The organism is Telluria sp. LT2P80 (assembly GCF_059685955.1).
In genome coordinates this window covers 1,297,977-1,310,223 of record NZ_JCASIO010000001.1, presented here as the reverse complement: position 1 = coordinate 1,310,223, position 12,247 = coordinate 1,297,977, and the positions used below count along the sequence as shown (strand labels likewise).

12 protein-coding genes are annotated in these 12,247 nt (G+C 64.5%); 8 read left to right on the top strand and 4 right to left on the bottom strand.

The genetic code is table 11. The features are described 5' to 3' along the window. Positions 1-103 precede the first annotated feature (103 nt). Both AC56LW_RS05685 and AC56LW_RS05680 read right to left on the bottom strand, forming a co-directional pair. The gene (locus tag AC56LW_RS05685) at positions 104-685 is read right to left on the bottom strand and encodes a response regulator transcription factor (protein WP_332532320.1); all 582 of its coding nucleotides are present in this window, start codon (positions 683-685) and stop codon (positions 104-106) included. A 41-nt stretch (positions 686-726) separates the two neighbouring features. Continuing rightward, positions 727-2,760 carry a two-component system sensor histidine kinase NtrB gene (locus tag AC56LW_RS05680; RefSeq protein WP_499632572.1) on the bottom strand — a complete coding sequence of 678 codons (2,034 nt, stop codon included), beginning with the start codon at positions 2,758-2,760 and terminating at the stop codon, positions 727-729. Between the two features lie 123 nt (positions 2,761-2,883). Between AC56LW_RS05680 and AC56LW_RS05675 the strand changes: the two genes are divergently transcribed. The 5 genes from AC56LW_RS05675 to AC56LW_RS05655 all read left to right on the top strand — a co-directional run bounded on the left by AC56LW_RS05675 (position 2,884) and on the right by AC56LW_RS05655 (position 8,335). Then, the gene (locus AC56LW_RS05675; RefSeq protein WP_499632902.1) at positions 2,884-3,870 is read left to right on the top strand and encodes a TRAP transporter substrate-binding protein; all 987 of its coding nucleotides are present in this window, start codon (positions 2,884-2,886) and stop codon (positions 3,868-3,870) included. A 416-nt stretch (positions 3,871-4,286) separates the two neighbouring features. After that, positions 4,287-4,811: a methylated-DNA--[protein]-cysteine S-methyltransferase gene (locus AC56LW_RS05670; protein ID WP_332532322.1), complete on the top strand. Its 525-nt coding sequence runs from the start codon at positions 4,287-4,289 to the stop codon at positions 4,809-4,811. After that, positions 4,784-5,686, top strand: coding sequence for a site-specific tyrosine recombinase XerD (xerD, locus tag AC56LW_RS05665; RefSeq protein WP_499632560.1), 903 nt, complete (start codon positions 4,784-4,786; stop codon positions 5,684-5,686). The genes AC56LW_RS05670 and xerD overlap by 28 nt, the downstream gene beginning before the upstream one ends. 85 nt (positions 5,687-5,771) lie before the next feature. Continuing rightward, complete coding sequence (locus AC56LW_RS05660) at positions 5,772-5,999, top strand: hypothetical protein (protein ID WP_499632557.1); 228 nt, start codon at positions 5,772-5,774, stop codon at positions 5,997-5,999. 224 nt (positions 6,000-6,223) lie between these two features. Further along, positions 6,224-8,335, top strand: coding sequence for a putative bifunctional diguanylate cyclase/phosphodiesterase (locus AC56LW_RS05655; protein WP_499632554.1), 2,112 nt, complete (start codon positions 6,224-6,226; stop codon positions 8,333-8,335). Positions 8,336-8,359: 24 nt separating this feature from the next. On the opposite strand, the gene AC56LW_RS05650 is transcribed toward AC56LW_RS05655, so the two are convergent. Continuing rightward, positions 8,360-9,304, bottom strand: coding sequence for an endonuclease/exonuclease/phosphatase family protein (locus tag AC56LW_RS05650; RefSeq protein ID WP_499559235.1), 945 nt, complete (start codon positions 9,302-9,304; stop codon positions 8,360-8,362). 38 nt (positions 9,305-9,342) lie between these two features. On the opposite strand from AC56LW_RS05650, the gene ybaK reads away from it, so the two are divergent. From ybaK to AC56LW_RS05635, 3 genes are all read left to right on the top strand, one after another. Then, positions 9,343-9,834: a Cys-tRNA(Pro) deacylase gene (gene ybaK / locus AC56LW_RS05645; RefSeq protein ID WP_499559237.1), complete on the top strand. Its 492-nt coding sequence runs from the start codon at positions 9,343-9,345 to the stop codon at positions 9,832-9,834. Between the two features lie 89 nt (positions 9,835-9,923). Beyond that, a complete protein-coding gene (gene plsY, locus AC56LW_RS05640) occupies positions 9,924-10,547 on the top strand; it encodes a glycerol-3-phosphate 1-O-acyltransferase PlsY (protein ID WP_499632551.1) in 624 nt (207 codons plus the stop codon). 100 nt (positions 10,548-10,647) lie between these two features. Then, a complete protein-coding gene (locus AC56LW_RS05635; RefSeq protein ID WP_499455525.1) occupies positions 10,648-11,316 on the top strand; it encodes a DsbA family oxidoreductase in 669 nt (222 codons plus the stop codon). Here the strand turns inward: AC56LW_RS05635 and AC56LW_RS05630 are convergent. Then, positions 11,313-12,158, bottom strand: coding sequence for an endonuclease/exonuclease/phosphatase family protein (locus tag AC56LW_RS05630; protein WP_183556369.1), 846 nt, complete (start codon positions 12,156-12,158; stop codon positions 11,313-11,315). The genes AC56LW_RS05635 and AC56LW_RS05630 overlap by 4 nt on opposite strands. Between the last annotated feature and the right edge of the window lie 89 nt (positions 12,159-12,247).

Genomic DNA, 12,247 nt, shown 5'->3' with positions numbered 1-12,247 from the left:
GCGCGTTCAGACATTATTTTACAAGGCTGTTGCGCACCCTTCAGACCCTTTACGCGCAGGAAATGAAGACAGGGTGAAGGCAGCGCGAGCGCGCCGCCGGCATTTACTTGAGCAGGCCGGCCAGTTCCACCGCCGTCTTGACCTGCATCTTGTCGAAGATATGGGCCCGGTGAACCTCGACCGTGCGCATGCTGATGCCGAGCTTGTCGGCCACCACCTTGTTCATCATGCCGGCCAGGATCAGGTCGAGCACTTCGCGTTCGCGCGTGGACAGCGTCGCCAGCCGCGCCTGCACCGCAGCGGATGTGGCCGCCTTGCGCGAGGCGGCCAGCGCTTCTTCCACGCGGTCCATCAAGACATTGTCATTAAACGGTTTCTCGAAGAAATCAAAAGCGCCGCGCTTGAGGGAATCGACCGCCATCGGCACCTCGCCGTGGCCGGTCAGAAAAATCACCGGCAGGCGCGGCAGCAGGCCGCGGCCGATCAACTGGTCGAACACGGCAATGCCGTTCATGCCGGGCATGCGCACGTCGAGCAGCACGCAGTCGCCGCTGCCGTCGAGGTCCTTGATGACGTCGAGGAATTCCTGGCCGCCGGGATAGCTGCGCACGTTGAGGCCGCGCGATTGCGCCAGCCAGGCGAGCGAATCGCGTATGACTTCTTCGTCGTCGACGATGTGCAGCATGGGGGTCTCCGTAATAGTCGGGCAGGGCGCCGCACGCGATTCTAGCCGACCGCCCGACTCCCTGCCTGCGCGGGCAGCGAAAACGTGAACACGGTGCCTCCGGGCGGATACGGCGCGTGGCTCAGGGTGCCGCCGTGGAACTCGATCGCCGTGCGGCAGATCGACAGTCCCATGCCCATGCCCTCGGCCTTGGTCGAATAGAACGGCGAAAACAGCCGCTCGGCCACTTCGGGCGAGATGCCGTGGCCGCGGTCGATCACCGAGACGGCCACCTGGTCGTCGATGTGCGCCGCCTCGATGCGCAGCACGCGCTGGTCCGGCACGGTGTCCTGCATGGCCTGGATGCCGTTGCGCGTGAGGTTCAGCAGCACCTGCTCGAGCAGGACGCGGTCGGCCAGCACCGGCGGCAAGCCCGGTGGCAAGTGCACGCGCAAGACCACGCCGGCCTGGCGCGCCTGCAACTCGATCAGTGCATGCACGCTGGCAATCACGCTGCGGATCGTCAGTTCCTGGCGCAGCGGTTCGCGTTTCTTCACGAACTCGTGCACGCTGCGGATGATGTGCCCGGCACGCTGGGCTTGCTGGCGCGCCTGTTCCAGCGCGTGGCGCAGCATGCCGGGCTTGACTTCCTGGCCGGTGCCGGCAGCGCGGTCGAGCATGTTCAGTGCGCCCACCGTGTAGCTCGAGATCGCGGCCAGCGGCTGGTTCAGTTCGTGCGCCAGCATCGACGACAGCTCGCCCATCGTGGCCAGACGCGCGCTGGCCTGCAGCTTTTCTTCCTGCTGGCGATTGAGCTCTTCGACGCGCTTGCGGTCCGTGATGTCGAGCACCGAGCTCATCCAGCCGGTATGGCGCCCGTCGACGTCGACCAGCGGCGACTCGAACACCAGCACCGGCACACGCACTTCATCCGGCCGCTGGAACACGGTCTCGAACTGCGGTGTGACCTTGCCCGACAGGATGCCCTGGAAGCGGTCTTCGTATTCGGCCATCGCTTCCGGTGCCCAGTACGCCATCGGTGGTTTTTTGCCGATCAATTCTTCCTGCGACAGGCCGACGATCTGGCAAAAGGCGCGGTTCACGTAGGTCACGCGGCCTTCGAGGTCGCGCGCGCGCAGGCCCGTGATCAGCGAGTTTTCCATGGCCGTGCGAAACGCCATCTGCTGGCGCAGCGCAGCCTCGGCCGCCAGCGTGCGCGAGATGTGGCGCCACAGCGCTGCCAGACTCATCAACAAGCCAAGCGCCAGCACGATCACCGAGCCCACCAGCAGGTTCGGTAGCAGTTGCGGCGCGCGCTTGACGCTGTTGGTCGACAGCACCAGTTGGGCGCCCGGCAGGTCGAGCTCGCGCTGGTGCGTGTAGACGTTGCGGCCCGGGCCGCCCGACGCACGGCGCGCCACCGGCAGCTCATTGCGGTCGAGCAGCGTCAGCGCATTGTCCTGTGCGAACCACCACGGCACCGTTTCATCCAGCAGCACCTGCAGGCTGTAGGTCGCCACCAGGCTGCCGGCAAACTGGCCGCCGCGAAACAGCGGCAGGTAGTAATCGATCACGCCATGGGTGGACGCGGTGGCGCCGTACGGCACGCTGTAGCGGCCGCGCCGGATCGAGCGCGCCATCTCGCCGGCCAGCAAGGTGGCAGGGGGCAGGCCGGCGGCAGGCAGGTCGCTGCCGTGGATGGCTTGTTGAACGCCGTCGGCATCGCTCCAGACCACGCGCACCAGTTCGGGGCCATTGGTAAACATCTGGCGGAAGCGCGCCGTCAGCTTGGCCGGGGGCAGCGGCGCGACGACTAGATCGGCGCCCAGCGCAGCCAGCGCTTCTTCGCTGCGCGCCAGCTCGAAGCGCAGCGTCTGCTCGACCCACAGCGTATCGGCAATCAATTGCTCTTGCCGATCGTTGCTTTCCATCTGGCGTGCCTGCCAGGGCAGCCAGATCAGCACAGCGAGGAACAGCAGCACCAGCAGGATCGGCACCATCCAGCGCAGGAAACGCCAGCCGCGCGAGCGCGCACGCGGCTCGGGTTCGGCGTCCAGGTCGGCTGTCTCCCCGGGCTGGATGAACGGAAATTTCATGCAAGGTCCTGTTTTGGTTACACTGTCGGGCGCATCGTGGCACCGTCGCGATGGCGGGCAATGCGACATGTGCCAGTGTAACGTTTCATCAGGAAGAATCGAACCGTCATGCAACTCAATCTCCTGGCCGTGCGCGCGCTGTGCGCTGCATTGGCCGCAGCCGCCAGCATGAATGCCTGGGCACAAGGGCCGATCGTGATCAAGTTCAGTCACGTGGTGGCGCCGGATACGCCCAAGGGCCGCGCCGCCGAGCGGTTCAAGGCGCTGGCCGAGCAAATGACGCGCGGTCAGGTCAGGGTGGAAGTCTATCCGAACAGCCAGTTGTACAAGGACCGCGAAGAGCTCGAAGCGCTGCAACTGGGCGCCGTGCAGATGCTGGCGCCGTCGCTGGCCAAGTTTTCGCCGCTGGGCGTGCGCGAATTCGAAGCGTTCGACTTGCCGTATATTTTTCCGGACAAGGCGGCACTGTACAAGGTGACGGAAGGGCGCATCGGGCGCGAGCTGCTGCGCAAGCTCGAACCGAAGGGCATCACCGGCCTGGCGTTCTGGGACAACGGTTTCAAGGTCATGTCGGCTAACCAGCCACTGGTCGCGCTGAAGGATTTCGACGGGGTGCGCATGCGTATCCAGGCCTCCATGGTGCTCGATGCGCAGATGCGTGCGCTGGGCGCGCAGCCGATGGTGCTGGCGTTTTCGGAAGCCGCGCCGGCGCTGCGCGATGGTGTGGTGGAAGGCACGGAAAACACGCCGTCGAACATGTACACGCAGCGCATGCACGAAACGCAGAAGCACCTGACTGTGTCGAACCACGGCTATCTGGGTTACGCCGTGATCGTCAACAAGAAATTCTGGGATGGCTTGCCGGCGGCGACGCGCACGATTCTGGCGCGGGCGATGCGCGAAGCGACCGTGTACGAAAAGCAGATTGCCCAGCGCGCCAACGACGAGTCGATGGAAAAAATCCGTCGGGCAGGCACGACCGTGATCCATACGCTCAACCCGGCCCAGCAGGCCGAATGGCGCCGCGCATTGCAGCCGGTGTACGGCCAGATGGAAAACAGGATCGGCAAGGAGACCGTACATGCTATCCTGCGCGAAGTTGCACGCTGAGTCTGCGGTGCGCTTGGCAAGTGCATTTTGTTTATAAGTAAAACAATTTTGTAATTTTGTGACCTAAAAGATACATTTTCTATAAGCATTTGCGTTATCATGGCGCTCATACGCACTGAAGTGGTGCGGTGCAGGGCCAGTAACAAGCAGTACAGGTTTTGGGGGAGCATTGCTATAAGAACGGTATTCGTACCGGAGAATATTCGAGGAGACACCACGTTTTACAGAAGTCGTTGGCACTGCCAAACGACCGGAGACGTGACCCGAATTGGAGCGCACCTGATGGTGCGCTTTTTTTTCGCCTGTTTTTCGTTTCCCGATGCCAAACGACTGGCCGCGCACGCGCTGCGGCGGGTAAGATGCCGGGGTGCCTGCCAGCGGGATGGTCCCGTTGCCGCGCACTGCCAACCATCGCCATGAAGCCAGATCGTGCCTCCCTGTTGTTCAACGCCATCGTACCGGCGCCCTTTGGCGCGCTGGGCATCCGCACGGCCGACGACAAGGTCTGCGAGCTGGTCTACCTGCCGCCATCGTTCGCCGAGAAAAGCGCCGACAGCGCGCTGGCCGGGCAGGCAGCGCAGCAGGTCGCGCGCTACCTGCAGGATCCCGATGCCGTGTTCGACCTGCCGCTGCTGGACGTCGGCACCGAATTCCAGCGCAAGGTCTGGCAGCACATCCACGCGATCCCACGTGGCGCCGTGCGCACGTACGGGCACGTGGCGCGCGTGATCGGCTCGGCCCCGCGCGCCGTGGGCCAGGCCTGCGGCGCCAACCGGTTCCCGCTCGTGATCCCGTGCCACCGCGTCACCGCCACCGGCGGCCTGGGCGGCTTTGCCAACCAGGATGACGAAAACGGCTTTCACCTGTCGGTGAAACGCTGGTTGCTGCGCCATGAAGGCGCCACCGCAAGCCCATGGCAACAGCAGTCGATCTTTCCCTGATCGACGAGTTCTGCGACACGCTCTGGCTGGAACAGGGCCTGGCCAAGAACTCGCTCGACGCCTACCGGCGCGACATGCGCCTGTTCGCCACCTGGCTGCACGCGCGCCAGCCCGAGCGCGGCCTGCTGGGCGTCGGCGCGGACGACCTGGCTGCCTATTTTGCCGAGCGCCATCCCGATTCGCGCCCGAGCACGGCCAACCGCCGGTTGTCGGTGCTCAAGCGCTTCTATGGCCTGGCGCTGCGCCGCAACCGCATCGACGTCGACCCGTGCCTGAAGATGGCGTCGGCGCGCCAGCCGACCCGGTTCGTGCACACGGTGAACGAAAGCCAGGTCGAGGCGCTGCTCGCTGCGCCCGACGTCGCCACGCCACTGGGCCTGCGCGAACGCACGATGCTCGAGCTGATGTATGCCAGCGGTTTACGGGTGTCGGAACTGGTGGCTCTGAAGCTGGTCGAAGTGAGCCTCAACGATGGCGTGCTGCGCGTGACGGGCAAGGGCAGCAAGACGCGCCTGGTGCCGTTTGGCGAAGAGGCGCGGCGCTGGATCGAGCGCTATCTGAAGGATGCGCGCGGCATCATCCTCAATGGCCAGATGGACGACGCCCTGTTCGTCACGAGCCGCGGCGGTCCGATGACGCGCCAGATGTTCTGGATCCTGATCAAGAAGCACGCCAAGAAGGCCGGCATCACCGGGCCGCTGTCGCCACACACGCTGCGCCACGCGTTCGCGACGCACCTGCTCAACCATGGCGCCGATCTGCGCGTGGTGCAACTGCTGCTGGGCCACGCCGATATCTCGACCACGCAGATTTATACCCACGTGGCGCGCGAACGCCTCAAGCGCCTGCACACCGAGCATCATCCCCGCGGTTAGCGTTAAGGCAAGCCGGGATCGGCGCGGTAGTCCATAATGGCCGGTCAGGACGGTAGCCCTACCGCTCCATCATATCGAGGTGACTATGGCACGGAATAATTTTCAATACGAAAAACGGCAACGGGAACTCGACAAGAAGCGCAAGGCCGACGACAAGGCCAAGCGCAAGCTCGAACCAAAGAATGACGTCGATGCCGATGGCAACGCCATCGTGCAAGACAGCGACAGCACCAGCGACAGCACCAGCGACAGCGACAACAATGCCGACAGCGACGCGGTCGCTCCGGCAGCCGTGCCTGCCAGCCCGGCCTGAACCCATCATTGAACTAACCGCGGCAATTGCGGTCTGAGCCATCTGAATGCGACAAGCTGCCAGCTGGCTGCCCGAGTTGATGGCAGGGTGCAATTGCCTTCTTACCTCCCCGATTTTTTGCCAGCGCGCCATTTGCCGCTTCGCACACAAAGCGTGTCTCGCAGCATGCCACTGACAGGCTTGTATCCCTGATTGCTGTCACCGCCCAAGCGAAAGGCGCTGCCGTGAGCAAGCTACTGCCAGATTCCCCGGGTCGTCCGGCGGCTGACCCATCCGGGGCCGGCGTACAAGCCTTCGACTGGCTCTACCATTTCGTTACGGCCCTCGAGCTGGCGCCGGCCGTTGCCGTGCACTCGATGGACCGCGCTGGCATCATCCGCTTCTGGAACCATGCCAGCGAAGAGCTGTACGGCATCCCGTCGGGTGACGCCGTGGGCCGCGCGTTTCGCGACCTGGTGTTCCACCTCGACCGCCAGCCCGAATTCGAAGACGTCATCGCCACCATCTGGCGCACCGGCCAGGCGCCGCAGGCAAGCGACTGGCTCGTGCAATCGATGACGGGCCGCCGCCACTGGGTCTATTCGTGCCACTATCCCGTCAAGCACGACGACGTGATGCACGAAGTGTTCTGCATGGAAATCGACATCACGGCGCGCAAAGAAGCCGAGACCAATCTCGAGCAGGCCGCACAAGTGTTCCAGAATGCGCGCGACGCCATCATCATGATGGATGCCGAGTACCGCGTGCGCGCCGTCAATGGCGCCTTCACCGCCATCACCGGGCATGCGCCCGAGCAGATCATCGGCCAGCCGCTGGCCAGCCTCGGCTGGGGCGTGGACGACGACTTTTATCAGCGCATCTGGACAGGGCTCGAGGGGGCCGACCACTGGGAAGGCGAACTGGCCAGCGCGCGCAGCAACGGCCAGCGCTATCCGGTGCGCGTCACGCTGACGGCCATTCGCGATGCGCACGGCGACGTGTCGAGCTATATGGCGATGCTGTCCGACATCAGCGAGCGCAAGCGCATCGAAGAGCAGGTGCGCCACCAGGCCGAGCACGACGCCCTCACGGGCCTGCCCAACCGCATCCTGTTCCTGGACCGCTTGCACCAGGCCCTGGCCACCTGGCGCCGCCAGGGCAGCTGCTCCGCCGTCATGTTCCTCGACCTCGACAAGTTCAAGGCCGTCAACGACACCCACGGCCACCAGGCCGGCGACATCGTGCTGCGCGAAGTGGCGCTGCGGGTGCGCGCCTGCGTGCGCCAGGTCGACACCATCAGCCGGCTGGGCGGCGACGAGTTCGTCGTGCTGCTGGCCGACATCAAGGGTGCCGACCAGGCCGCCCACGTGGCCGTCGCCGTGACCCAGGCCGTGGCGCTGCCGATCGACATCGGCGGCCAGGAGGTGACGCTGTCGGCCTCCATTGGCATCGCGCTGTGCCCTGACGATGGCGCCGAAGTCGATACCTTGCTGCACCACGCAGATGTCGCGATGTACCACGCCAAGCAGAACGGCCGCGGCAGCTTCCAGTTTTTCAGCCCCGCCATGAACGCCCACGTGATCGAGCGCGTCGAGCTTGAGAACCGCTTGCGCCAGGCGCTCGACGGCAAGGAATTCATGCTGCAATACCAGCCTGCAATCGAAGTGGCGACCGGGCGCGTGACATCGGTCGAAGCGTTGCTGCGCTGGCGTCATCCGCAACGCGGGCTGTTGTTGCCGCACGATTTTTTGCCGGTGGCCGAGGAGTCCGGGCTGATCGTCCCGATCGGCGAATGGGTGCTGCGCGCAGCGTGCCAGCGGGCGCGTGCGTGGCGCCATGCCGGTGCTGCGGTCGCGGTGGCGGTCAACCTGTCGGACGCCCAACTGGAACACGACGGCTTGCTGCCGGCAATCGACGCCGCATTGGAGGGCGCCGGCCTGCCGCCCGCCGCGCTCGAACTCGAGATCGCAGAAGACGCGCTGATCCGGGGCGAGCCCGCGTTTACCGATACGGCGCTGGCGCTGCGTGCCCGCGGGGTGCGGCTGAGCATCGACCGCTTCGGCACCGGCCTGTCGAGCCTGGAAGCATTGCGGCGCTTTCCGCTCACCACGGTCAAGATCGACCGCAGCTACGTGGGCGACGTCGGGCACGATCCGGTGGACGCCGCGATGGTGCCGGCCATCATCGCGGTGGCGCGCAGCCTGCAGCTGCGGGTGGTGGGAGAGGGCGTGGAAACCGCCGAGCAGCTCGACTTTCTGCGCCGGCATGGGTGCGACGATTACCAGGGGTTCTATGCCAGCGCGGCCAGTACACGGCCGAATCTGAGTCCGCACCGGGCCTGGTATATGAGGCCGTGATGCGGCGGCCTTGATGCAGCGGTCCTAGTCGAACAGCCGGATCCTGGCCAGCACCTGCCCGTGGTCCGATGACTCTGGCAATGCCAGGTTCAGGTGATCGTTCAGGTACACCACATCGATGACTTCGCCGATCGCTTCGGGCAGCGCCGGATTGAATTCGGGCGACACCAGGATATGGTCGATCGTCGAGTGGCGTGTGTCGTGCAGGATCGAAAACCCCACATGGCGCTGGTGATCCAGCCGGCGCTGCACCTGGCTCGCGTCGTACAGGCGCTCGGCCTGCGGCGTGCCGGCTCCCAGCACGATCTCGGTCGTCACCGAATCGGCCACGTCGTTGAAGTCGCCCAGCACGATGCGCGGGCGGCGGTGCGTGTGCGCCATATCCGTCAGCAGCACGCGCAGCGCGGTGGCCTCGGTGCCGCGCCGGATGAGCGAGCGCAGGCATGCCAGCGCGTACAGGTGCGGGTCGGCTCCGCTGTCGCTCGAGCGGTAATCGGGGCGGCGCGATTTCAAATGCACGACGATCACGTCGATCACCACGCCCGACGGCGCAATCACGCCCGCATGCAGCGGCGCGCGCGTGAAGCGATCGGGGTCGCGGCTGCCCGGAGGCATCGTGACATTGGCGGGAAACTTGCCCAGTTCAGTGCCCGGTTCGGCCAGCGGCAGGCGCGAAACCAGGGCCACGCTGGGCGTCAGGCGCGCCGCGCCCGGGTCGGGATCGAAGCCGATATGGTGCGCGTCGCGGTAGCGCCGCGTGCGCTGCAGGACTTCTGCCAGCACGCTCTGCGAAAAAATTTCTTGGAAGCCGATCACGTCGGCATTGATCAGGTCGAGCTGGTGCGCCGTCCAGTCCAGTTTGGCTTCGTATTCGTCGGCCGTCGTGGGTGCCAGATTGTCGTACAAGCGTGCACCGGGCGGTGCCAGATTGAAAGTATTGAAGGTGGCAAACCGAAGTTCTTCCTGCATAATAGAAACCCCTATTGTTCGTCTTTAGCGTAACACGCATGGCCAAGAAAGAGCACGTCTCCGAGACCCCCGCCACCCAATTCCTGCGCAAGCATGGCGTCGCCTTTTCAGAGCATCCGTATGCGTACCAGGAGCACGGCGGTACATCGGTCTCCTCCAGCGCGCTGGGCGTGCCGGAACATGACGTGGTCAAGACCCTGGTCATGCAGGATGAAGCAGCCAGGCCATTGATCGTCCTGATGCACGGCGATTGCAAGGTGTCGACCAAGAATCTGGCCCGCGCCATCCCCTGCAAGTCGGTCGAACCATGCAAGCCGGATGTGGCCCAGCGCCATTCAGGGTATCTGGTTGGTGGAACATCGCCGTTCGGCATCCGCAAGGCGATGCCGGTGTACGTCGAAGAAAGCATCCTGCAGCTCGACAAGATCTACATCAACGGCGGACGCCGCGGCTATCTGGTGGGCATCGATCCGCGCGTGCTGGTCGATGTGCTGCAGGCGCAGCCGGTGATCTGCGCCATCGCCGAGTAGCTTCGCCGCATGCATCCGATGGTGTATATTCACGCACCAATTTCCGGTAGAAGAATGAGCCCGATACCGGCGCCCACGAAAGAGACACGATGAACACCCTGATTGCCACCATTGCCGCCTATTTGCTCGGTTCGATTTCCTTCGCGGTCGTGATGAGCCACGCGTTCGGCCTGTCCGACCCGCGCACGTATGGTTCGAAAAACCCCGGCGCCACGAATGTGCTGCGCAGCGGCAGCAAGAAAGCCGCGATTGCCACGCTGATCGGCGATGCGGCCAAGGGCTGGCTGGCCGTCTGGCTGGCGATGCGCTATGGCTACGACTACGGGCTGGACGATACCGGCATCGCGCTGGTGGCCATCGCCGTGTTCATCGGCCACCTGTGGCCCGTGTTCTTCCGCTTTGTTGGCGGCAAGGGCGTGGCCACCGCGCTGGGCGTGCTGCTCGGCATCAATCCATGGCTGGGGCTGGCAACGCTGGCCACCTGGATGATCATCGCCTATGCGTTTCGCTACTCGTCGCTGGCATCCCTGGTGGCTGCCGTCTTCGCGCCCTTGTACTACGGCATGCTGTTCGGCGTCGATGCGGTTCTGGTGGCCGTGATCGTCATGAGCGCGCTGCTCGTGTGGCGTCACACCGGCAATATCGGCAACCTGATCGCCGGCAAGGAATCCAAGCTCGGCAGCAAGTCGGCCGGCGCAGGAAAGGCAAAGTAAGGCAAAGCAGGGCAGCGTGCGCGGCTTTTTTGCCGAGGCGTTACCATGGTCGGCAATAGCGGCACATCCGCGGCCGCGCCGGACAGAAAGGTAATACGCCATGACCAAGCAACTCAGGATTGATTTCGTGTCGGACGTCTCGTGCCCATGGTGCGCAGTCGGTCTCAAATCGCTCGAACAGGCACTGTTGACACTAGGCGACGACGTGCGCGTCGACCTGCATTTCCAGCCGTTCGAACTGAACCCGAACATGCCGCCAGAAGGCCAGGACATCGTCGAGCACGTCACTGAAAAATATGGCGCCAGCCTCGAGCAGCAGGCATCCAGCCGCGAAATGATCCGCGAGCGCGGCGCCGCCGTGGGCTTCACGTTCGACATGGAGCGGCGCGGCCGCATCTACAACACCTTCGACGCGCACCGCCTGCTGTCGTGGGCCGAAGAAGAAGGCAAGCAGCGCCAGCTCAAGGTCGCGCTGCTCGAAGCGTATTTCACCCGCTGCGAAGACCCGAGCAACCACGCTGTGCTGCTGCGCGCCGTCGAGAGCGTGGGCCTGGAGCGCGAAGCGGCGGCGCGCATCCTGGCGTCGGACGAGTACAAGGACGAGGTACGCGAGCGCGAGCAGTTCTTCCTCAACGCCGGCATCAAGTCGGTGCCGGCCGTGATCATCAACCAGAAACACCTGATTTCCGGCGGTCAGTTGCCTGAGGTATTCGAGCGCGCGCTGCGTGAGATTCCTGGCCTGGAAACGCCGGCCGACGCCGTCGCTTAAGTCAGATCGAGGACCACCGGCTGGTGGTCCGACGCCGCCGTCTCGGACTGCACGTCCAGGGCGGTCAGGCGTGGCGCCAGGTCGTCAGTGACGAAGAAATAATCGTAGCATTCAGGCCGCTCGGGCCATGGATAGCCGTGCAGCCCGGTGGTTGGCGCACGCGCCATGTCGCCGTGCACGACGCGCCAGGCATCGACCAGCGCCAGCGCGCTGCCGTCCGGCGGGGCCAGCAGCGCCGCGTAATCCGGCGCATCGGGCGCGAAATTGAAATCGCCACACAGGATTGCCGAGCCGGGCCGAAAGCCCAACTGGTACGGCGCGTCCAGGTTCGGATCAGGCTGGAACAATAGCGCGCGCGCACTGGCCTCGGCATGCAGTTCGCGGATGCGGTTGACCTGTGCCATGCGCTGGACGGGCGAATAATATTCGAGATGCGTCGTCAGCAGGCGCAGCTTGCCGCCAGGCGCTTCGACGACAGTCTCGAGCAGGCCGCGCGGCATACCGGCCGCATGGTCTGGATCAGCCGGCCACGGCAGCAGGTGCCGGTGCACTTGCGAGATGCGGTACTTGGACAGGATCAGGTTACCGAACAGGCGCGGGACATTGTTCTGGTAAATCTCGCTCGGCGCGTGCTCCATCGCGTGGTAGCCGCCGAAGGCGCCGGCGAGTTGCTTGAACTGGTTGGCGCTGGCGCTGCCTTCGAGCTCGGGGTGATTGGCAGCCACCTCTTGCAGGCAAATCACATCGGGGTTCAAGCGGCGCAGCACGTCGATCATCGCGTGAATGCGGATCCGACCGTCCTTGCCACAACCCCAATGAATATTCCAGCTGACTACGCGCATTGCTCACCTCCGTAAAACTTGATCGACGGATATTGCCACCGTTTTAATGGCAACGGTCACACCGTAGGATCGGTGTCAGACAGGCAAGT

What these genes read in the sequence shown, in the direction of transcription:
- AC56LW_RS05685 (WP_332532320.1), bottom strand. Translation starts at nt 685, where the DNA reads ATGCTGCACATCGTCGACGACGAAGAAGTCATACGCGATTCGCTCGCC.
- AC56LW_RS05680 (WP_499632572.1), bottom strand. Translation starts at nt 2,760, where the DNA reads ATGAAATTTCCGTTCATCCAGCCCGGGGAGACAGCCGACCTGGACGCC.
- AC56LW_RS05670 (WP_332532322.1), top strand. Translation starts at nt 4,287, where the DNA reads ATGAAGCCAGATCGTGCCTCCCTGTTGTTCAACGCCATCGTACCGGCG.
- xerD (WP_499632560.1), top strand. Translation starts at nt 4,784, where the DNA reads ATGGCAACAGCAGTCGATCTTTCCCTGATCGACGAGTTCTGCGACACG.
- AC56LW_RS05660 (WP_499632557.1), top strand. Translation starts at nt 5,772, where the DNA reads ATGGCACGGAATAATTTTCAATACGAAAAACGGCAACGGGAACTCGAC.
- AC56LW_RS05650 (WP_499559235.1), bottom strand. Translation starts at nt 9,304, where the DNA reads ATGCAGGAAGAACTTCGGTTTGCCACCTTCAATACTTTCAATCTGGCA.
- ybaK (WP_499559237.1), top strand. Translation starts at nt 9,343, where the DNA reads ATGGCCAAGAAAGAGCACGTCTCCGAGACCCCCGCCACCCAATTCCTG.
- plsY (WP_499632551.1), top strand. Translation starts at nt 9,924, where the DNA reads ATGAACACCCTGATTGCCACCATTGCCGCCTATTTGCTCGGTTCGATT.
- AC56LW_RS05635 (WP_499455525.1), top strand. Translation starts at nt 10,648, where the DNA reads ATGACCAAGCAACTCAGGATTGATTTCGTGTCGGACGTCTCGTGCCCA.
- AC56LW_RS05630 (WP_183556369.1), bottom strand. Translation starts at nt 12,158, where the DNA reads ATGCGCGTAGTCAGCTGGAATATTCATTGGGGTTGTGGCAAGGACGGT.